At 67.1% G+C, this 18,816-nt stretch carries 22 protein-coding genes, 1 tRNA gene and 1 pseudogene; 11 read left to right on the plus strand and 13 right to left on the minus strand.

Annotated features, from left to right (window positions below; genetic code table 11):
• Positions 1–11: 11 nt before the first annotated feature.
• Positions 12–87, plus strand: a tRNA-Arg gene (locus BEMPMBAN_RS13975).
• A gap of 157 nt (positions 88–244) precedes the next feature.
• Positions 245–685 (plus strand): hypothetical protein, encoded by a 441-nt coding sequence (locus BEMPMBAN_RS13980; protein ID WP_159230982.1) that lies wholly within the window; start codon positions 245–247, stop codon positions 683–685.
• Here BEMPMBAN_RS13980 and BEMPMBAN_RS13985 read toward each other — a convergent pair.
• Positions 682–1,491, minus strand: coding sequence for a hypothetical protein (locus BEMPMBAN_RS13985; protein ID WP_159230983.1), 810 nt, complete (start codon positions 1,489–1,491; stop codon positions 682–684). The genes BEMPMBAN_RS13980 and BEMPMBAN_RS13985 overlap by 4 nt on opposite strands.
• A gap of 106 nt (positions 1,492–1,597) precedes the next feature.
• On the opposite strand from BEMPMBAN_RS13985, the pseudogene BEMPMBAN_RS13990 reads away from it, so the two are divergent.
• Positions 1,598–2,828: pseudogene (locus tag BEMPMBAN_RS13990) on the plus strand (XRE family transcriptional regulator).
• A complete protein-coding gene (locus tag BEMPMBAN_RS13995) occupies positions 2,825–3,295 on the plus strand; it encodes a DUF4411 family protein (RefSeq protein ID WP_159230985.1) in 471 nt (156 codons plus the stop codon). Before BEMPMBAN_RS13990 ends, BEMPMBAN_RS13995 begins: the two are co-directional and overlap by 4 nt.
• Before the next feature lie 58 nt (positions 3,296–3,353).
• Here BEMPMBAN_RS13995 and BEMPMBAN_RS14000 read toward each other — a convergent pair whose 3' ends face one another.
• The 6 genes from BEMPMBAN_RS14000 to BEMPMBAN_RS14015 form a co-directional block, all read right to left on the minus strand.
• Positions 3,354–4,067 (minus strand): hypothetical protein, encoded by a 714-nt coding sequence (locus tag BEMPMBAN_RS14000; protein WP_159230986.1) that lies wholly within the window; start codon positions 4,065–4,067, stop codon positions 3,354–3,356.
• A gap of 212 nt (positions 4,068–4,279) precedes the next feature.
• Complete coding sequence (locus BEMPMBAN_RS14005; RefSeq protein ID WP_159230987.1) at positions 4,280–4,504, minus strand: MerR family transcriptional regulator; 225 nt, start codon at positions 4,502–4,504, stop codon at positions 4,280–4,282.
• A gap of 174 nt (positions 4,505–4,678) precedes the next feature.
• On the minus strand, positions 4,679–5,227 hold the full coding sequence (locus tag BEMPMBAN_RS32620) for a site-specific integrase (RefSeq protein WP_234897449.1): 549 nt from the start codon (positions 5,225–5,227) through the stop codon (positions 4,679–4,681).
• A complete protein-coding gene (locus tag BEMPMBAN_RS32625; protein WP_234897450.1) occupies positions 5,166–5,579 on the minus strand; it encodes an N-terminal phage integrase SAM-like domain-containing protein in 414 nt (137 codons plus the stop codon). Before BEMPMBAN_RS32625 ends, BEMPMBAN_RS32620 begins: the two co-directional genes overlap by 62 nt.
• Positions 5,580–5,639: 60 nt before the next feature.
• Positions 5,640–5,786: a hypothetical protein gene (locus BEMPMBAN_RS33255; protein ID WP_483238003.1), complete on the minus strand. Its 147-nt coding sequence runs from the start codon at positions 5,784–5,786 to the stop codon at positions 5,640–5,642.
• Positions 5,787–6,260: 474 nt separating this feature from the next.
• A complete protein-coding gene (locus BEMPMBAN_RS14015; RefSeq protein ID WP_159230988.1) occupies positions 6,261–6,893 on the minus strand; it encodes a GIY-YIG nuclease family protein in 633 nt (210 codons plus the stop codon).
• 143 nt (positions 6,894–7,036) lie between these two features.
• Here BEMPMBAN_RS14015 and BEMPMBAN_RS14020 point away from each other — a divergent pair, with 143 nt between their 5' ends.
• The 3 genes from BEMPMBAN_RS14020 (at position 7,037) to BEMPMBAN_RS14030 (ending at position 9,629) form a co-directional block, all read left to right on the plus strand.
• Positions 7,037–8,194 (plus strand): acyl-CoA dehydrogenase family protein, encoded by a 1,158-nt coding sequence (locus BEMPMBAN_RS14020; RefSeq protein WP_159230989.1) that lies wholly within the window; start codon positions 7,037–7,039, stop codon positions 8,192–8,194.
• Positions 8,195–8,202: 8 nt separating this feature from the next.
• Entirely contained in the window at positions 8,203–9,309 is a 1,107-nt protein-coding gene (locus BEMPMBAN_RS14025; RefSeq protein ID WP_159230990.1) for an acyl-CoA dehydrogenase family protein, read from the plus strand.
• A gap of 95 nt (positions 9,310–9,404) precedes the next feature.
• Positions 9,405–9,629, plus strand: coding sequence for a hypothetical protein (locus tag BEMPMBAN_RS14030; protein WP_159230991.1), 225 nt, complete (start codon positions 9,405–9,407; stop codon positions 9,627–9,629).
• 19 nt (positions 9,630–9,648) lie between these two features.
• Here the strand turns inward: BEMPMBAN_RS14030 and BEMPMBAN_RS14035 are convergent, their stop codons facing one another.
• Positions 9,649–10,539: an SDR family NAD(P)-dependent oxidoreductase gene (locus BEMPMBAN_RS14035; RefSeq protein WP_159230992.1), complete on the minus strand. Its 891-nt coding sequence runs from the start codon at positions 10,537–10,539 to the stop codon at positions 9,649–9,651.
• Positions 10,540–10,659: 120 nt separating this feature from the next.
• Here BEMPMBAN_RS14035 and BEMPMBAN_RS14040 point away from each other — a divergent pair, with 120 nt between their 5' ends.
• From BEMPMBAN_RS14040 to BEMPMBAN_RS14055, 4 genes are all read left to right on the plus strand, one after another.
• Positions 10,660–11,103, plus strand: a complete 444-nt coding sequence (locus tag BEMPMBAN_RS14040; protein ID WP_159230993.1) for a nuclear transport factor 2 family protein — start codon at positions 10,660–10,662, stop codon at positions 11,101–11,103.
• 139 nt (positions 11,104–11,242) lie between these two features.
• Positions 11,243–12,496 carry a DUF1214 domain-containing protein gene (locus BEMPMBAN_RS14045; RefSeq protein ID WP_159230994.1) on the plus strand — a complete coding sequence of 418 codons (1,254 nt, stop codon included), beginning with the start codon at positions 11,243–11,245 and terminating at the stop codon, positions 12,494–12,496.
• Position 12,497: 1 nt separating this feature from the next.
• Entirely contained in the window at positions 12,498–13,331 is an 834-nt protein-coding gene (locus tag BEMPMBAN_RS14050; RefSeq protein WP_159230995.1) for an oxidoreductase, read from the plus strand.
• A 2-nt stretch (positions 13,332–13,333) separates the two neighbouring features.
• Positions 13,334–14,152: a mycofactocin-coupled SDR family oxidoreductase gene (locus BEMPMBAN_RS14055; protein ID WP_159230996.1), complete on the plus strand. Its 819-nt coding sequence runs from the start codon at positions 13,334–13,336 to the stop codon at positions 14,150–14,152.
• Here BEMPMBAN_RS14055 and BEMPMBAN_RS14060 read toward each other — a convergent pair.
• The 5 genes from BEMPMBAN_RS14060 to BEMPMBAN_RS14080 all read right to left on the minus strand — a co-directional run bounded on the left by BEMPMBAN_RS14060 (position 14,149) and on the right by BEMPMBAN_RS14080 (position 18,764).
• Entirely contained in the window at positions 14,149–15,417 is a 1,269-nt protein-coding gene (locus tag BEMPMBAN_RS14060) for a sulfotransferase family protein (protein WP_159230997.1), read from the minus strand. The two genes, BEMPMBAN_RS14055 and BEMPMBAN_RS14060, sit on opposite strands and share 4 nt — an antisense overlap.
• Complete coding sequence (locus BEMPMBAN_RS14065; RefSeq protein WP_159230998.1) at positions 15,414–16,499, minus strand: DUF1214 domain-containing protein; 1,086 nt, start codon at positions 16,497–16,499, stop codon at positions 15,414–15,416. Before BEMPMBAN_RS14065 ends, BEMPMBAN_RS14060 begins: the two co-directional genes overlap by 4 nt.
• Positions 16,496–17,119, minus strand: a complete 624-nt coding sequence (locus BEMPMBAN_RS14070) for a TetR/AcrR family transcriptional regulator (protein ID WP_234897451.1) — start codon at positions 17,117–17,119, stop codon at positions 16,496–16,498. The genes BEMPMBAN_RS14065 and BEMPMBAN_RS14070 overlap by 4 nt, the downstream gene beginning before the upstream one ends.
• 67 nt (positions 17,120–17,186) lie before the next feature.
• Positions 17,187–17,861 carry a DUF899 domain-containing protein gene (locus tag BEMPMBAN_RS14075; RefSeq protein WP_159230999.1) on the minus strand — a complete coding sequence of 225 codons (675 nt, stop codon included), beginning with the start codon at positions 17,859–17,861 and terminating at the stop codon, positions 17,187–17,189.
• A 21-nt stretch (positions 17,862–17,882) separates the two neighbouring features.
• Entirely contained in the window at positions 17,883–18,764 is an 882-nt protein-coding gene (locus BEMPMBAN_RS14080) for an LLM class flavin-dependent oxidoreductase (RefSeq protein WP_159231042.1), read from the minus strand.
• Between the last annotated feature and the right edge of the window lie 52 nt (positions 18,765–18,816).

An 18,816-nucleotide genomic window follows, 5' to 3' on the forward strand; every position in this document is an offset into this window, starting at 1 on the left:
GTTCGGTATGCGCCCCCGTAGCTCAGGGGATAGAGCGTCTGCCTCCGGAGCAGAAGGCCGCAGGTTCGAATCCTGCCGGGGGCACCAGGTCAGGCCATGTTACTGACTAATGCTTGCAACATACGTGCGAGATTGCATGGCCATACGTGTCGGTCCAATCGGTCACAGTGTCATCATGGCCAGAACCGCGCGAGTCGCTCTGCCCGAGGACGACTACCTCATCCTTATCGGCTAGGTGGCCTATATGGTCAGCTCGCTCGAATGGACCATTCTGGGCGATCTGCCGGGGTTGGCGCAGTACCTCCCACCTGAACTCACCACGTCGGCCCTAGCGGGCAAGTCCACCGGCCAGATCGCTGGCGCATTGACCAAGGCAGCGAACGGTATCAGCGATGACGACGTGCGGATCTTTGTCGAGCGCGCAGGTGAGTTGCTGAGCGACGCAGCTGAACTACGCAACGACATGCTTCATGCGCGACCGGCGACCATCGGTGAAGACCAACGCCTATACCGCTGGAGGCCCGCCGACTGGCGGGGGCCCGGTCGCGCGTTCCCTATCGACACCGGATGGCTCAACAGCACAATCGACAAGCTATCGGCGGCGGCGGGTGCACTCAGCGCCGCCAGGCCGCTCCACAGAAACACAGCGTTCCTCACTCGCCAGCCACAGCCCCGCAGCCGCTAGTCGGCATCGGCTCGCAGCGCCGCGATGTCCTGGTGCGGGGTGCGCCAGACCGCAGGATCGAGCGCGTCGGGGCCGATGGTGGTGAGGTCATCAGGCACCGGCACGCCAACGTCGGAGACGCGGACGGTCACCTCCTCGTCAACGCTCGTTTTTGTGACCACCACGGCCTCGTTCAGCACCTCCGGATCCACTGTCAGCATGCCCTTGTCGATCAGGCCTTTGAGCATGATGTGGGTGTAGATCACCCGGTCGCATATGCGTGCGATGCCTGGTGCGGCGGCGTAGTACCGCTGGTCGATGCTGAGGTCGCGGATGACCGACGACCTCCGCGACTGCGCGTGGATCACATCGCCGTAGAGCCAGGCGTACATCAGCTTTCGGTCGGTGGTGGTGCCGCTGGGCGTAGCCACCCAGTACGCCTGCGCCGCCAGGTTGGCGTCGATGACGGCGCGCCAATAGTCGCGCCACCAGGTCAGGTCAATTTCCTCGTTCAGGGCCTCGGTCCCGACGAGCTGTTCCAGCGCGTCGAGCGCCCTGGCGTAATAGATCGGCTCGCTGCTGAGGATCAGCGGACGTACCCGGCTGGCCAGCGACTCCAACGCCTCCTCCGGCGGGTATTCGACTTGCAGCCGGTGGCTCTCCTCGCCGGTCTTGGTGTTGACCGTGACCCAGATCGTGACCTGGCCGGAGTGGAGCTTGCTCATCAGCGCCGCCTGCTCGCGGATCAGCGAGTGCGCCATCACACGCCGGGTCCGCAGAAGGAATCCCTCGATGACGGCTTGTGGTGTAGGTGGTGCTGAGGCCATGGCCGCACTGTACGACCGCGCACCGACACTCTCGGGCGGCGGCGCGACACCCCCGAGAAGCGCGTTCACGCCGGTGCGCCCCCGCGTGCTGGCTGATTGGTGACCCTTGTGGGTAGGGGTGGTGCATCATCGTGAGCATGCCGTCCATACCCGCCCCCGTTGAGCCATCGGTGCTCCGCTGGGCGCGTGAGTCGTGCGGCCTGATCGAGGTCGCGGCATCGCGCAAGATCGGGGTGCCCGACGACCGGGTGGCCGCGTGGGAGGCGGGCACGGCGGTGCCGACCATTGCGCAGTTGCGCAAGGCGGCCGAGGTGTACAAGCGGTCGCTGGCGGTGTTCTTCCTTCCCGCGCCGCCCGAGGGGTTCGACACCCTGCGCGACTTCCGGCGGCTCGACGGTGCCGACGGCGGGAAGTGGTCGCCCGAGCTGCATGAGGAGTTCCGGCGAGCGCATACACAGCGTGACTACGCATTGGAGCTGGCCGAGACCGAGGAGCGCGAGCTGCCCGACGCCTGGCGCGTCCCGGTGTCCGAAGACGACAGCGACGCCGACATCGCGACGCGCATCCGCGCGGCCCTGATCGAGGTCGGGCCGCTGCCCATCCCGCCGAACTCGCCGACGCCCTACGAGCACCTGAATGCGTGGGTCTCGGCCATCGAGGCGTCCGGGGTGCTGGTGCTGGCGACCCGTGGCGGCAAGGTGGCCGTGGACGAGATGCGCGGCATGTCGCTCTACTTCGACGTGCTGCCGGTGATCGTGCTCAACGGCGGCGATTACCCCCGCCCGCGACTGTTCTCGCTGCTGCACGAGTTCGTCCACCTGGTGTTGCACACCGAGGGGTTGTGCGACGTGGTGACCGACGACCGGCCCCGCAGCGCCAACCGGACCTTGGAGGCGCGGTGCAACTCCATCGCCGCCGCCGTACTGATGCCCGCCGCCCAGGTGCGCGGGAGACCCGAAGTCATCGCGCGCACCGACATCCCGGCCTCGTGGACCTACGAGACGCTGCGCCCGGTAGCTGCGCAGTTCGGTGTGAGCGCCGAGGCGTTCCTGCGGCGGCTGTCCACGTTGGGTCTGGTGCCGGTCGAGCTGTACCGGCAGCGCCGCGCGGAGTTCATCGCCGCCCATGATGAGGAGGCCGACCGCGCACGGTCGACCGGCGGTGGGGATTGGTACCGCAACACCGTGCGCGACCTCGGCAAGGGCTACGTGCGCGCCGTCGCCGACGCCCACCGCCGCCGGGTCATCGACAGCAACACCGCTGCGATCTACCTGGACGCGAAGGTGAGCCAGATTCCGCGTCTGGCCGAGTCCGCCGAGCTGCGGAGCGTTGTGTGACCGACCGGTTCTACTCGTTCGACACCAGTGCGATCCTCAACGGGCGACGTGACCTGTTCCGGCCCACGGTGTTTCAAACGCTATGGGTGCAGATCGAGGACGCCGTCGCGGCAGGACAGATCAGGTCGGTGGACGAGGTGCAGCGCGAGCTGAGCAGGCGTGATGACGACGCCAAGCGGTGGGCCGACGCGCAGCCTGACCTGTTCGTGCCGCTTGAGACGCCGATACAGCAAAGCGCTGCCCAGATACTCACCGTGCACGACCGGCTCGTCCGTCAAGGTGGAAGGCGCAGCGGTGCTGACCCGTTCGTCATCGCGCTGGCGATGGTGCGCAACGGCACCGTCGTCACCGAGGAAACCGCGACCGGTAATCTGGACAAGCCGCGCATCCCTGATGTGTGCGGTGACCTCGGGGTGCCGTGCCTCAACCTCATGGAGTACATCGAAGCGCAGGGGTGGACATTCTGATCAGTGCGCCGCACGCCACGGCGACCCTGCTCGCTCTGCATTGTGCGCCACGCTGACCTTATCCCTCGGTGATGATCAGTGCGTACTCGATGCTGTAGGTGTTGGTCAGGCCGAGTGCCTGTTCCCACTGGTGAATGAACTCGGCGGATTTGTCGCACGCCCACTGCGCGACACCGGCGCACAGGACATGGTGAGGGAACCAGGGTTTCGCACCTTGCATCAACGGGTTCGCCGGCATCAACTGGATCAGCCGTTTCTGCAAGGTGTGCGCGTCGTTGTCCCATTGGAGCTTCGGCTTGAAGTGCACGAAGGCGTCGCGCAGTTTCACTAGGCCGCACACGTCCTGGGCGGGCCGCGTGCCCCTGTCGATGCCTCGCCCAGTAGCGCAGACCAGCGTCTGGTCTAGCTTGTCGATCACCGGCAGACGGTCCGAGCCTGGTCGTTCGGCAAACTCGCGGATGGCATCGACCTGCGCAACGTTCAGACCAGCGAGGCGCTGCCTCGCTGACCCAGGGATCGGCTCCGTGGCAGCGAACCAGACTTCATTAACCCGCGCCTCCAAGAACGCCGCAGACTCGACAATTGCACACACCGCATATGACTCAGCGTCGTAATCGACGGTCGGCAGTGCATCGCGCCGGGTTTCCAGCACCACACGCTCCCGTTCGCGGCATTGGGATGCCATCAAACGGGCGGCACGGATGTGTGCACCCGCGAAATAGTGCCGCGTACCGATCACGTCGTAAGTCGGTCTGCCTGCCGGATCTGCCATAACCGAAGTATGCCGACACCGAACCCCGCCGCGCCTCCGAGTCATCGTCCGCCGATCTGGCGGCGCATCCATGCCGGGGGTGGTGGAATCTTGCCCTCGCGGGCGCGGCGTGCGGTGTCCATTGGGGTGAATGCGCCGAGGCCAAACGCGCGTGGCTGGGCCGCATCACTGCTTTACAGGATTGTGCGCGTTCGTATTTGACGCGCGCATGCTTATCGAGCGGCCTGAATCTCCACCGGAATCACCGGGCGCAGCAGCGCATTGACATCGGCGACTTTGACGCGCATGGCGCTGCCCGGCTTGTCGCTTATCCGGTAGGCGGGCAGCTCGCCGCTGGCGATCTTGTCGCGGAACGTGAACACCGAGTAGCCCGTACGGGCGGCCGCAGAGCGCAGCGATTCGTACTCGGGCGTGGGAATGGCAGTGCGGGTGGACACTTCGGTCTCCTTTGAACTCGCCGCTAACCGAAGGGACCGGGTGGTCCTATTCGGGTTGCGGCGGCCCAATGCCGCCTTAACGCCTACGAATATAGCGCAGGCCGTGAGTTTTCGTTGCATTGCGCGCGAAACGCGCCAATCGAGTTAGGTTGTGCGGGTTCAGTTTCCCGACATTTACGGGTTAGTCGCGGCTAGCGCGGAGAGTTTGTCGGCCAGCTCGGCCGTGCGCCCCTCGGCGGTGTGCTGGTAGCGCATCGCCATGTTGGGCGAGGTGTGGCCCAGCCAGTCCATCAGCTCGCGCAGCGTCGCGCCGGTGTGTGCGTACAGTACGCCGCCCGCGTGGCGCAGATCGTGGAAGTGCAGGTCCGGCTGCCCGACTGCCACCCTGGCGGCCTCCCAGGCGGTGCGGAACCGCTTCTCCCCGGCGAACGACCCCGTGGAAGGCTCCACGAACACCAGTGCCTCGTCGCTCTCGCCGACGTGGCGCGCGAGGTGGTCCACGACAGCGGGCCGGACGTGCGGGGGCACACTGACCACGCGCCGCGATTCGCGGGTCTTGGTCGGCCCCACCTCGAACTTGCCCTCCCGGTACGTCACCGCCCGCTCGATCCGCACCGTGGACCCGTCGGCGGCGATGTCGCAACGGCGCAACGCGAACACCTCACCCATTCGCAGCGCGCACCAACCGGCTAGCAGCACGGCCAGGCGTGCGTCGTCGGGCATCTTCGCGGCCAGCTCGGTCAGTTTGGGCGGCGTCGAGCAGCACTACCGACCGGCGGGCGTGCTTCACCTGCGCCGCCCCCTTGATCCGACACGGGTTGCGCTCGATCAGGTCGTCGGACATGGCGGTGTTGAACACCCCGTTGAGGACGGCGTACGGCTGCGCGTTGCGGGTCTCGTGCTCACTGCCCAGCCCGGCGAACCACGTCCGCACGTGCTCGGGCGTGATCTCGGCCAGACCGAGGTCGCCCAGCGCGGGCAGGATGTGGCTGTCGAGGTGGCCCCGGTAGTTGTCGCGGGTGCGCCGTGCCAGCTTGGTCTTGTTGTCCAGCCACGTGTTGGCGTAGGTGCGCAACGTCAGCTTCTCGGCCTGGCGGCGGGCAGCCCATTCGGCGGGCGGGGTCCACTCCCCCGGTCAGCGACGGTCGAGGGCGGTCAGGTCCTCCTCGGCCTGCAGCCAGTGCTCGGCGCTGCTCTTGGTCGGGAACGTGGCCAACGCCTTGTAGACCACCCCGTTGTGCAGGTAGCTCGCCTGCCAGCGGCCCGAGGGCAGTTGGCGCAGCCGACCGAACGACCGCCGGGGGCACCACGAACATCCAAGCTGGCTCCACGGCCATTACCAGGGCCAACTCGGCATCCCGACCCGCACCGCCTGGAAGTCGTCGCCGCCCTCGGGATCAGCACCACCTGGTCCCGACGTCGAAGGCTCCGTCGATGGTGACGGCGAGTTCACCCCCAGAGGATGATGCACTGATGAAGGCGAGCAGGGCGTGCAAGGGCGGAGGCAAGAACTGGTCGGTGAATAAGGACGGCAAGCCGATCTGTCCCGGCTGCTTCCGAGGCCTCAGCGCCGTCGCCGGCTATGGAAAGACGGTGCGCAACACGCCCATCGTCCCTGCGCACGACCGTCCCGGTCCTCAGGACGCCCAGAAGCCTCGTCGCGACCGACACGCTGACTCACGGGGCTCCGGCGGCGCCTCCTGAGCGAAAATCCGTGGACAGATCGCGGCGGCCCGTGTGCCGTGCACGCGTGGCGTCAGGACCACTCCGCGAGGACCCGCATCTTGCCGGCCTTCACCGCCGCGTCCCGTCGCAGCTTCTTGAGCTGCGGCGCGAACGCGTTGCGGGCGTTGTCCTGGAAGTTCAGCGGCAGCTCCAGCGCACTGACTAGCTTGGCCTCGAGATACCACGGCTCAGGATGCAGCACCCAGGACACCGCGGCATTCTCTGCCATCCACCGGGTCAGCACGGCTTCACCGCCGGCGAAGGTCTGCCGCTTGCCCGAGCCGATCCGGCGCAGCGCGAAGCCGAGTTGATCGCCGAGCAGCACCCCGAGCGACTTTCGCAGTGTGGAGCCGTCGGCGCCGGCATTGCCGGCACCGAAGTGGTAGCGAATGCGTTTGCGCAGGTCCTGCGGCGTCTGCGGCTTGCCGTCGGCGCGGGGCGGACCGGGGCTGATTCCGACGTAGAGCAGTGTCCAGCCGTCCCGCTGTTCGCACCCGGTGACATCGATGTCGCCCGGAATGTCGCGGAACCACCATCCGTGAGCGCCGGCTTCGTCGGGCACCGGGCACGGCTCGGCGAACACCTCGTCGCGCGTATACCGCTGAGCCGCAAGAAAGTTCGCGACAGCGGTGGCGTTCCGCTTCGCGGAGATCGACTCAGCCATGATTCCGAGCGTAGTCGCAGGTGGCCTTGGCGTATCGCTGCGCCGCCGGACCGCCGGAAACCGACGTCACCACCACGTTTGATTTACCGACCAACTAGGTGGTTAGTCTGCAGTGAGACCCCGTTCCCGAGCAGGAGGCCGCCATGCAGTTGGCGCTGACACCCGAGGAAGCCGCCTTTCGCGACGAGCTTCGCAACTTCTATCGCACCGAGATCCCGGCCGAGATCCGCGAGCGGACCCGCGTCGCCGCGGAGGCCAACCGCGAGGACATCGTCACCACCCACAAGATCCTCAATGACAACGGCCTTGCGGTGCCCAACTGGCCGGTCGAATGGGGCGGCAAGGACTGGACCGCGACCCAGCAGCAGATCTGGCTCGACGAGATGCAGCTGGCCTGCGTTCCCGAACCGCTGACCTTCAACGCGAACATGGTGGGCCCGGTGATCGCCGAGTTCGGCTCCCAGGAGATCAAGGAGCGCTTCCTGCCGCCCACCGCCGCGCTGGACATCTGGTGGTGCCAGGGGTTCTCCGAGCCCGAGGCCGGCTCGGACCTGGCCTCGCTGCGGACCACGGCGCTGCGCGACGGGGACACCTACGTGGTCAACGGCCAGAAGACGTGGACGACGCTGGGTCAGTACGCCGACTGGATCTTCTGCCTGGTCCGCACCGACCCCGACGCGCCGAAGAAGCAGGCGGGAATCTCGTTCGTGCTCATCGACATGAACGCTCCGGGCATCACGCTGCGGCCGATCAAACTGGTCGACGGCAGCTATGAGGTCAACGAGGTCTTCTTCGAAGACGTCCGGGTCCCGGCCGACCAACTCGTCGGCGAAGAGAACCAGGGCTGGACCTACGCGAAGTTCCTGCTGGGCAACGAGCGCAACGGCATCGCCCAGGTGGGCCGCACCAAGCTCCGGCTCGCCGAGGTCAAGCAGCGGGCGCAGTCGAGCGGCCTGATCGACGACCCGCTGTTCGCCGCGCGCCTGGCAGAAGCCGAGAACGACATCCTCGCGCTGGAACTGACCCAGATGCGGGTCGCCTCGGGCTCGCAGGGCGGCAAGCCGAACCCCGCGTCGTCGGTGCTGAAGCTGCGCGGCAGCCAGCTGCAGCAGCTTGCGACGGAACTGCTGCTGGAGGTCGCCGGACCCGACGCGCTGCCCGATCACGCCGACGGCGTCGCCTCCCCGCAGTGGGCGCAACACAGCGCGCCGCGCTACCTCAACTACCGCAAGACCTCGATCTACGGCGGCAGCAACGAAGTGCAGCGCACCATCATCGCGTCGACGATTCTCGGATTGTGAGGTAGACCATGGACTTTCAACTCAGTGAAGAGCAGGTCCTGCTCCGCGACACCACCAAGAACGTGCTGTCGCGCACCTACGACCCCGAGAGCAGGCTGAAGGTCCTCGACAGTGACCTCGGCTGGAGCCGCGACGTGTGGACCCAGTTGGCCGAGATCGGCATCCTCGGGCTGGGGTTCGAGGATGACGCCGGCGGCCAGATCGAGGTTCAGCTGGTCGCCACCGAGATCGGTCGACGCTTGGCGCCCGAACCGGTCGTGCACGCGGCGTTGGGGCCGGGCGGTCTGATCGCCGAAGTGGGCACCGCAGAACAACGCGCGCTGCTCGACGAGGTGGCCGCCGGTGAGCGGCTGCTGGCGTTCGCCCATTCCGAACCCGGCATGCGGCTGCCCACCGGATCTTTGACGACAATCGCTGCGCGCGAAGGCGATTCGTGGACCCTCAGCGGGTGCAAGAACCCGGTGCTGGCCGGGGACTGTGCTGACACCCTGGTGGTCAGCGCCGCCCTGCCCGACGGTGGCACCGGGTTGTTCCTGGTTGATGCCGCAGCGGCGAACCGGCAGCCGTACCGCACCTTCGACGGTCAGCGCGGCGCACAGATCGACCTCGACAAGGTCGCCGCCGAACCCCTGGGCGAGGCGGTCGACGCCGGCGCCGCCGTCAGCCGCGCCCTGGTGCGGATCTCGTCGGCGCTGTGCGCCGAAGCACTCGGCGCGATGGAGGAAGCCCTGCGCCTGACGGCGGAGTACCTGACCCAGCGCAAGCAGTTCGGCGTCACGCTGAGCAAGTTCCAGACGCTCACTCAGCGCGCCGCCGACATGTACGTCTCCCTCGAACTCGCACGCAGCATGACGCTGTACGCCGCGATGTCGGTCGCAGACGGTGATCTCGACCCGACCATTGCGGCACGGGCCAAGCTGCAGATCGGCCGCTCAGGACGCCACATCAGCCAGGAGGCCATCCAGTTGCACGGCGGCATCGGGGTCACCGCCGAGTACCCCGTCGGGCACTATGCCGCACGGCTCACCGCGATCGAGCACACCCTCGGGTCGTCGCAAGACCAGGTGCACGTGCTCATGAACCAGCTCGGTGACTACGAGGTCGTCACCGTCTGAGGCGGTGTCCGGGCGTTAACGCGTCTGGCGGAAGATGCGATACAACGGATGAAGGACCGCAACGAGCATCCAGATACCAGGCAAAGGAGTGCACGATGCAGGTGAAGAGAGTTCTCGCCGCCACCGCGATCACCGCAGGTCTCGGATCGGCCGGCCTGGGGTTCGCAGGTACTGCCGCCGCGGACGACGACTGGTGGGCACCCAAGCCGCCGTCCCCCGGCCACGTCGGACAGGTCGTCAACGTCCCACCAGGGCACATCGGTCAGATCGTCGGTGTCCCGCCCGGGCACTGGGACAAGCCCTGGAAGTGGGTCGGGTAGCGACGACGGCTGCTGAAGGTCACAGCCGTAGCGAGGTGCCGGTTTCGGCCTCGGCGAATTCCCACAGCGCCCTGGCCGTGTCGTAGTCGCAGGCGTTAGGGGTGCGTCCACTGAGCGTCGGGCCGCCCTTGAACCCGAACCTGCCGTTGATCCCGACGTAGCTGCCCGGCGGGATCGGCTCCGAGATGCAGTACAGCGTGGGGGCCGCGCCGGCGTCGATGTCGTTGCCGATCCGGTTGGCGACAGCCTGGGCGGCGGAGTGCACTGCCGACATCACCCGGGTGTCGGAGATGTTGGTCAGGTTGGACGACACCCAGCCTGGGTGGGTCAGCTGGGCGGTGACCGGTGACCCCGCGTCGCGCAGCCGTCGGTCGAGCTCGAGGCCCCACAGCATGACCGCCAGTTTCGAGCGGGCGTACGCCGGAAACGACGACCATGCGCGGGTGCGCAGGTGTGGGTCGTCCATCGCGATGGTCGCCCGCTTGTGGGCGTCGGAACCGACGTTGATGATCTGCGAACCCACCCGGTCGAAGAGCAGATTGGTCAACGCGAACGGCCCGAGGAAGTTGGTACCGAGGGTGACCTCGAAACCGTCGACGGTTTCGGTCCGGGTCTGCGCGACCAGCCCGGCATTGTTGATCAGGATGTCCACGTTGCCGTCGAACAGGCCGGGGAACGCGCGCACCGACGACTGATCGGCGAGGTCGAGTTTCACGACCTCGGTGTCACCGCCCATCTCGGCTGCGCGTTGCGCGCCCAGCTCGAGATTGCGCACCGCCAGGATGACGTGAGCGCCGGCGCGGACCAGGGCGCGCGCCGTCGCCAGGCCGACGCCGTTGGTCGCACCGGTCACGATGATGCGCTTGCCGCTGAGATTGCCGAGTCGGCTCGGCGACCAGTCCGAAGTCACGCAGCGAGATTAGCCGTGGAATCGTTGACATGACACATCCCGGCTGGTTGTCTACCGAGAAATGACAACATTTCAGGGCACCGCGATGCACCTCGATTCGTCGGGGCGTGAGCTGTCGGCATGAGTGACAGCGCCCGGGACATCGAGAACCTGATCTACACCTATGCCGAACGGCTCGACGCCGGCGACCTCGACGGGGTGGCGGCCCTGTTCGCCCACGGCCGCATCGCCGGCGTGGAGGACGGCCCACCGGAGACGGTCTTCAGCGGTGTGGCGGGGGTCCGTCGGATGTACGAGATGGCTACCCGGCTCTACGAGGACGGCACCCCCAAGACCAGGCACCTGACCAGCAACGTCCGGATCGTCGTCGACGACGCGGCCGGCACCGCGCAGGCCGGCGCGTATTACTGCGTCACCCAGGCGACCCCGGACCTGCCGCTGCAGATCATCGTGACGGGCCACTACCGCGACACCTTCCATCGCATCGACGGTCAGTGGTGGTTCGACACCCGCATCATGTTCGTCGACCAGGTCGGAGACACCAGCCACCACCTGAAGTTCTGATCGCAGTGCCGACGCGATGCGCCGCTGGCTCGACAGGCGACCGCGCGAGGTGGCGCGGCCTCAGCAATGAACTGATCGAGCGGTTCACCGCCTACAACTCCCGATTCCGTTCCGCTGCAGATACTTCGAGGAGCACTTGATGTCCGAGTACCCCGGTGACCCGGTCGCCACCGCGTCGCAACACGAACAGGAACTCGCGGCGCTGGAGCTCACCAGCCACCCCACCGTCAAGGCGGCCTACCGCCGCGTCGCCGACACCTGGCTGGGACGGGCCAAGGCCTCCGAGGCGATGCGCGCGGTGTTCGACGATGCGTTCGCCGAGGTGATGTTCTCGGCGGCGGTGTGGTCGTCGAATCAGGACAAGCTCCGGCCGAAGGTCAGCTGCATCACCCGCCTGGGCCATCCGGTCGGCGGCCGACCGATCCCTGGATCACGTTGGGGCATCGACAATCCCGACAGCGTCTACCGGGTGATCCCGATCTCCGGCGAGGAGCGCTACGAGATCCGGGGCCGTGTCGGTGAGCACCGGTTGACGGAGAACTACTTCACGTTGTGGGACGCGCACATGGGCACCGTCGCGGTGCTCAACGGCCGCACCATGGAAATCGAACCGGACGGGTCGTTCGTGATCACGGTGGACTCGAACCCGGCAGGCGGGCGGCCCAACCATGTGCAGTCCACGCCGGAAGCACACGAGTTCTACATCCGCGACGTGTTGCTGAACTGGGACCACGACGACCCCAACCACCTCACCGTGCACCGACTCGGCGGCGAACCGACGGCCCCGGCCCGGACGCTCGAGGAACAGGCCGAAGCGACCGCGGACATGATGGCCTACTTCGCGAACTTCACCGGCAAGCTCAGCCACGGCATCTACAAGATGGCACCGAACAACTTCAACCTGGCCTGGTCGGCCGACAAGGTCGGTGCGATGCGCAACCAGGTGTACGTGATGGGCCGGTTCGAGCTGAATCCCGGCGAGGCCTTCGTCGTCGACGTCAGCGACGGTGGGGCTGAGTACTTCACGGTACCGCTGAGCAACATCTGGGGCACCACCCTGGACATCGTCGACCGCACCGGCAGCCTGAACAAGGCCCAGTCGGTGCCCAACGAGGACGGCACCTACACCTACGTCATCTCCCCCACCGACCCCGGCGTCGCGAACTGGATCGACTCGAACGGGCTGCACGAAGCGATCCTGACGCTGCGGATGGCCGAGTTCGGTCCGGAGGGACCGACACCCGATCTCGGGGCCCGCGGACGAGTCGTCGCGCTCGACGGCCTCGAGGCGCAGGTGCCGACACTTCGGCGGGTGTCCGCGCAGGAGCGGGCGACCGAGCTCGCCGCGCGCCGGGCGTCGTATCTGCGCCGGCTTCCGGAAGGGACGAACTGACATGGGCCGCTGGCTGATCACCGGGTGCTCGACCGGAATCGGACGCGAGATCGCACGCGCAGCCCTGGAATCGGGGCACTCGGTGGTGGTGACCGCACGGCGGACCGAGACGGTGGCCGACCTGGCCGACGGCTTCGGCGACCGCGCGGTCGCCGTAGCACTCGACGTGACGGACAAGGACCAGATCACCGCGGCGGTGCGCACTGCAGACAAGGCGTTCGGTGGCATCGATGTGCTGGTCAACAACGCGGGCAACGGCTATCTGTCGGCGATCGAGGAGGGCGAGGACGAAGCCGTTCGAAAACTGTTCGACACCAATTACTTCGGTGTGGTGGACACGATCAAGGCGGTGCTGCCCGGGATGCGTGCCCGCCGCTGCGGCCACATCATCAACATCTCGTCGATGACCGGTCTGGTGGCCAATCCCCCGAACGCCTACTACTCGTCGACGAAGTTCGCGCTCGAAGCGCTCACCGAGGCGTTGGCCCAGGAGGTCAAGCCGTTCGGCATCAAGGTGACAGCCATCGAACCGGGTGCGTTCCGCACCGACTGGGCGGCGCGCTCGATGTGGGAATCATCGACTCCGATCAGCGATTACGACGAGAACGTCGGCGCCCGCAAGACGATGATCAAGGAGTTCGCGAACCATCTTCCCGGCGATCCGCGCAAGGTGGCCGAGGCGGTGTTGATGGTGGCCACCCTCGACGAGCCGCCGCTGCGGTTGCTGCTCGGCCGTGACGTGCTCAAGGCGGTCCGCGAGAAGCTCGCGGCATTCTCAGCGTCCATCGACGATTGGGAAGCCGTCACCAAGAACGTCAACTTTCCGAAGGAATGACGATGGGATCACTCGACGGCCGGGTCGCGTTCATCACCGGTGCGGCGCGCGGCATGGGCCGGGCGCACGCCGTCAAACTCGCCAGTGAGGGCGCCGACATCGTTGCCCTCGACGTCTGCGCCGATGTCGACTCCACCGACTATCCGGGCTCGACCCTCGACGACCTGGCGACCACGGTCGAATTGGTTGAGCAGCAGGGCCGTCGGATTCTGGCGCGCCAGGCCGATGTCCGCGATCCCGCGGCGGTGGACGCGGTGGTCGCCGACGCTGTCCGGGAGTTCGGCCGCCTCGACATCGTGGTCGCCAACGCGGGAATCATCCGGGTGACCGACAGCGACGATCGCCGACAGACGTTCCGCGACATCGTCGAGGTCAACCTGATCGGGGTCTGGAACACCGTCGACGCCGCGATCCCGGCGCTGATCGCGGGCGGTCGCGGCGGGTCGATCGTGCTGGCCAGCTCCACCCAGGGAATCAAGGCGTCGGGAACCGACCGACCGGGAATCCAGGCCTACAGCGCCTCCAAGCGCGCCCTGGTGGCACTCATGCAGGGTTGGGCGATGTCGCTTGCGCCGCATTCGATTCGGGTCAACACCATCCATCCCAGCGGGGTGGCCACCGACATGATCATCAACGAGGCCACCATGGGTTTGGCAGCGGCCGCAGACCCGTGGCTCGCCAGCCAGCAGAACGCGCTGCCGATCGCGCTGCTGCAGCCGGAGCAGATCGCGGGCGCGGTCGCGTGGCTGGTGTCCGACGCGGCGAACTTCATCACCGGCACGTCCTGGCCGCTCGATGCGGGTTTCACGCTGCGCAGTTAGCGCCGGGACACCTGACGATCGGCGACGAACCGCTCGCGGTAGGCACGGAACCGGTGAGCGACCTCGGTGACGTCGAGGCCGAGCGCCTCGGGGTCGTAGATCACCCCGCCGTAGCGGCCTCGTGGATGCTCGGCGATGAACTGTTGCATCGCCGTTTGCACCCCGGCATCGAACGGCTGCCCCGCTTTCTCGTAGATGGCCTGGATCGTCGCCTGCTCGTCGGCCATGAAGTCGTCGAACCCGATGTCGATCGACTGTCCGGCCGGCAGCACGTCGCGGTCGCGCACACAGCCGTCGAGGAGGTCGTCGATGCGGTCGAGCCAGTAGCGGGTGATCTTCACCGGATCCGGATGGGTCACCGCCATCCGGGTGACGTAGCAGATCATGGTCAGCATCGATGTCGTCACTTCGACGGGATCACGATGGGTGAGCACAAAAGTCGCGTCGGGGAAGGTCGCCGCCAGGACAGGGAACTGCTCCAGGTGCTGCGGTGACTTCAGCACCCACCGGGTGCCGCCGCGCAGCCATTGCATTGCCTGCAGGGTGCGCTTCAGGTAGCCGTAGGACGGTATCTGGTCATGCGCTTTGTAGTGCGCCGCGAAACTCGGGACATGATAGGTGGTTTCGAACAGCATGCCGGAGATGTCGTTGGCCAGCAGCTGGATCTCTTCATGGGCGTGCTCGACGGTCATGTCGTGCATGCGGCGGAACTCCGGCATCGAGGTGTGCACCAGCTCCAGTCCCGCCACGCACCGTTGGCGGCGGGGCTCGGGGTCACCGTCCTCGGGTGCGGGGAACGGTTCCAGGCTCTCCCAGTACGGCAGATGCCGCAGCGACGGGTCGGCGGCCAGCAGGTTGTGCAGGTGCGTGGTCCCGGTGCGGGGCAGACCGCAGATGATGATCGGCCGCTCGATCCGCACATCCTCGATCTCGGGATGTTCGGCGACCAGCGCTTCCAGTCGAAGCCGGTTGACCAGGTTGCCGACCAGTTGTTCGAAGGCGATGGCGGTGCCGGCGTCGCTGAGCCCGGCCTCGTCGCGCAGCGAGGCACACAGCACGTCGAGGCGCTCACCGAACGCCGGGTCACCCCAGTCGTCGAGGCCCGTGCGCTCCATGGCCGCGGCGCGCAGCGCCTCGGCGCTGAGGTCCAGCACGGCCCCGTAGGCGGCGAGCCCGTCACGGATCGGCGTGGCGGCTTCCGGGTACACCGGGTCGGCCAGGTCGGTGAGCCGGATCGGCGCGGGCCGCGCCGTACCGGTGCTCACCCGGCTACCGCTTCAGCGAGTTCCGCGGGCCCGACCACACGGCACTGTGGCCGGCTCGGCGTGTCCTCCGGCAGGAACCAGCGCAGCCAGATCAGACCCTTGCGCCGTCCCGCGGTGGACACCCAGTTCCGATGGCCCGGATCCTGGTCGCAGATCACGATCTTCCACGAGCCGTCCGGTTCATAGGTGATCTGGGAGCCGTTGATGGTGACGCGTTCGTAGGTGTGATCGTAGGTGTGCAGGAATGGATTCCACAGGCACAGGTTCCAGAACACACACTCCGGTGACGTGCCCGTCACCACCAGGGCCTGACCGGGTTCCAACTCGAAAGCGCCCATCGCGTACGCGGCGTCGGCGGCCGACCATCCGTAGGCGTTCTCGGGCACCGGGAACGGTTCCATGATCTCGTTGGGTGGGTCGATCCGGGTCGGCAGGAACGAAACCTGTTCATGCAGCCAGGTTCTGGCGTGCTGCAGCCTGCGGGTGAGATCCCCGGCGCTGTCACGGCGGCGGGCGGGCGGGTCGATGGCCTCGAGCTTCCACACCGGGCGGCGTCCGGTCGTCGGTTCGTTGAGGTAGTCGCGGGTCAGGGCGAACTCGGCATCGGGGTCGAGTCGCAGCCACGCACCGTCCCCGGCGTGCGGACCGAGCATGAACTCGAAGTTGCCGGCGCTGTCGAACTCCAGGTTTCGGTCGTTCATCGTCCCGACGATCCGGTTGCTGTACTGACCGTTGCCGGGGCCCCCGTAGACGGTCATCGACAGATAGACGGCGTCACCTCGGTTTCCGGTGACCCGGTAGGTCCGGTTCGGGTCGAGCGGCGCCAGCTGGTAGTAGGCGTCGGAGTTGTCGCCACCCCACTTCAGATACGGGCCGATGACGTCGACCAGGATCGGGTTGTCCCGGTCGCCCCACACGTAGGCGTCGACGGCGACGCGCAGCAGGCTGAACGTCAGCCGATAGGCATCGAGCAGGTCGGGTTCGTCCAGCGCCGGCTGTGTGGACAGCACCTTCTGCTCGATCGCACGGACCTCGTCGAGTAGTTCGTTGAACGCCCGTGACAGCTCGGGGGTCTCGGTCATCGGTGTTCCCTCTTTCGGTTGGGGACTGCGCGGACCCCCTGGATCACCAAGGAACACAGTCGTTCTGCCAGTTGTACGGGGTTCGACCCGGCGTCCATGACCACCTGCGCCTGGTAGAAGGTCGTCCCGATCACGAGCTGGTAGAAGGCATCGACGTCGACGGCCGGGTCGACCACACCCTGCTCGATGCCACTGCTCACCAGCGACCGGAAGTGTGCGACGGTGCGCTCGTCGAGCAGTTGCTGTGTGCGGATGTGCAACTCGGGGTCACGACGCCGTTCAGCGAGGATGCCCCGGGCAGCGGCCTCCACCACCGGGTCTCGCCAGAAGCTCAGCGCAGCGCTGACGAAGGTATGCAGGTCGGCCTCGAAATCGCCCGACTGAAGCGGGAGTTCGTCATCCCCCGGATCTCCGAACGCTGCGTCGAACACCAGGTGGGCCTTCGACGGCCACCGCCGGTACACGGTGGGCCGGCTGACGCCGGCGGCTTTGGCGATCGACTCGATGCTGATCTGTTCGTAGCCGTCGGTGGCGAGCAGTTCGCGGGTGGCAGCCATGATGTCGCGGTCCGCCCGCGGATCGCGCGGACGACCCCGGACTCCCGCACCCGCCACGGCCACTCGATTATGATTACACTACGTAACGTAAATTAGGCAATGGTTCGCGCACCCGCGCTCGGGGACGGGCTCAGTAGGCGTCGTGCAGACGCATCCACTCGTAGGGCGGCTCCTGGGGCCAGCCCTCGGGCGAGTCCTCCCAGCTCTCCTGCCGGCCGTAGGGCGTGAGGTCGAGCAGGTCGAACACCACCATGAACGGCTCCTCGCCGCGGTCGAACGTCTGCCAGGTGTGGAACACCCGGTCGCCGTCGCGCAGGAACACGCTGATCGAGTGGCGTTCCTCGCCGTCGACCGTGGTGTGGAAATCCTCGTTGAACGACGACCGCCCCGACGACACCCACGGCAGGTCCCATCCCATCCGGTCCTTGAACGCCACCAGCTTGCCCACCGGCGCCCGCGAAACCAGGACCAGCGACGTGTCCTTGGCGTAGAGGTGTGACAACGGGCCGATGTGGTCGGCCATCATCGAACAGCCCGAACAACCCTCGTCCCAGTCCGGTCCGAACATGAAGTGCTGCACGATCAGCTGGCGGCGACCGTCGAACAGCTCGAGCAGCGACCACGGCCCGGCCTCGGTGTCGAACTCGTAGGGCGTCTCGATCGCCACCATCGGTAGCCGACGGCGAGCGGCGCTGACCGAGTCCTTGAGCCTGATCAGTTCCTTTTCCCGGACGAGCAGTTCAGCGCGGGCACGGTCCCACTCGGCGCGCGAGACGATCGGCGGCATGGCTTCGGAGGTCCCCATTCCCCGAGCATGCCACCGTGCTCAGTCGAAGTCGCGGACCACGTCGGCAACCTGGCGAACCTGGTCGATGTCCGAGCTCGTCGGGATCAGGTGCACCTCGTCGGTACCGATGTCGGCGAACCGCTTGAGTACCGCGTGCAGCTGCTCGGCGGTGCCCGCCCAGCCCGTGGTCGGAGCCATCGCGTCGACGATCTCGGCGGGAATCCAGTTCATGTAGCGCTGCAAGTGGCGGTGGACCTGGGCGCGGGGCTCGTCGCCGTCACCGATCGCGAACCAGAACGACGTCGCCAGGTGCGGCGCCATCTTGCCCGCCTGCTGCCACGCCTCGCGTGCCACGTCGAACAGCTCGCTCTGCTTGCCGGCGTCCAGATCCAGGGTGGTTCCGGCGAGTCCGTCCGCCCAACCGGCGGCGTGGCGCGTCGTCTTCGGTCCCATCGTGCCCACCAGCAGCTTCGGCCCCCCGGCCTGCACCGGCGGCGGCCCCACCGGCAACGTGGACTCGGTCACCTTCTCCCCGGACCACACGCGTCTCATCACCGCCACCCGCTCGGCCATCTCGCGCATCGTCTGGGTCGCGGGGTCGGCCCCGGCGGCGCGGTAGTCCTCGTGGCGGCCCCCCACCCCGAGGCCGACGGTGAGCCGGCCGCCGCTGAGCATGTCAGCGGTCGCCAGCGCCTTGGCCAGCATCACCGGGTCGTGCAGTTGCGGGATCAGCACCGTGGTCACCAGCTGCACCCGGCCGGTCCAGGCCGCCATCGCCCCGAGCAGGGTCAGGCTCTCAGGATTGTCGAACGCCATCCGCTCGCCCCAGCACAGCGACGAGAACGGTCCGCTGTCGACGAGGTGCGCCCAGGCTTTCAGCGTCGCCGCGTCCAGGTCGGGCTCCATCACCGGCAGGGTCATCCCGATATGCACGTCGGCGATTCTGGCATGCCCGGCGAATCCGGCGCGAAAC

Source organism: Mycolicibacterium austroafricanum (assembly GCF_902705885.1).
GTDB classification, from domain to species: Bacteria; Actinomycetota; Actinomycetes; order Mycobacteriales; family Mycobacteriaceae; genus Mycobacterium; species Mycobacterium vanbaalenii_A.

Excerpts from the sequence above, each read along its gene's own strand:
- BEMPMBAN_RS14020 (WP_159230989.1), top strand. The coding sequence starts at position 7,037 with ATGCAGTTGGCGCTGACACCCGAGGAAGCCGCCTTTCGCGACGAGCTT.
- BEMPMBAN_RS14045 (WP_159230994.1), top strand. The coding sequence starts at position 11,243 with ATGTCCGAGTACCCCGGTGACCCGGTCGCCACCGCGTCGCAACACGAA.
- BEMPMBAN_RS14015 (WP_159230988.1), bottom strand. The coding sequence starts at position 6,893 with ATGGCTGAGTCGATCTCCGCGAAGCGGAACGCCACCGCTGTCGCGAAC.
- BEMPMBAN_RS13985 (WP_159230983.1), bottom strand. The coding sequence starts at position 1,491 with ATGGCCTCAGCACCACCTACACCACAAGCCGTCATCGAGGGATTCCTT.
- BEMPMBAN_RS14065 (WP_159230998.1), bottom strand. The coding sequence starts at position 16,499 with ATGACCGAGACCCCCGAGCTGTCACGGGCGTTCAACGAACTACTCGAC.
- BEMPMBAN_RS14040 (WP_159230993.1), top strand. The coding sequence starts at position 10,660 with ATGAGTGACAGCGCCCGGGACATCGAGAACCTGATCTACACCTATGCC.
- BEMPMBAN_RS14075 (WP_159230999.1), bottom strand. The coding sequence starts at position 17,861 with ATGGGGACCTCCGAAGCCATGCCGCCGATCGTCTCGCGCGCCGAGTGG.
- BEMPMBAN_RS14055 (WP_159230996.1), top strand. The coding sequence starts at position 13,334 with ATGGGATCACTCGACGGCCGGGTCGCGTTCATCACCGGTGCGGCGCGC.
- BEMPMBAN_RS13980 (WP_159230982.1), top strand. The coding sequence starts at position 245 with ATGGTCAGCTCGCTCGAATGGACCATTCTGGGCGATCTGCCGGGGTTG.
- BEMPMBAN_RS32620 (WP_234897449.1), bottom strand. The coding sequence starts at position 5,227 with ATGCCCGACGACGCACGCCTGGCCGTGCTGCTAGCCGGTTGGTGCGCG.
- BEMPMBAN_RS14025 (WP_159230990.1), top strand. The coding sequence starts at position 8,203 with ATGGACTTTCAACTCAGTGAAGAGCAGGTCCTGCTCCGCGACACCACC.
- BEMPMBAN_RS14000 (WP_159230986.1), bottom strand. The coding sequence starts at position 4,067 with ATGGCAGATCCGGCAGGCAGACCGACTTACGACGTGATCGGTACGCGG.
- BEMPMBAN_RS14050 (WP_159230995.1), top strand. The coding sequence starts at position 12,498 with ATGGGCCGCTGGCTGATCACCGGGTGCTCGACCGGAATCGGACGCGAG.
- BEMPMBAN_RS14080 (WP_159231042.1), bottom strand. The coding sequence starts at position 18,764 with ATGACCCTGCCGGTGATGGAGCCCGACCTGGACGCGGCGACGCTGAAA.
- BEMPMBAN_RS14030 (WP_159230991.1), top strand. The coding sequence starts at position 9,405 with ATGCAGGTGAAGAGAGTTCTCGCCGCCACCGCGATCACCGCAGGTCTC.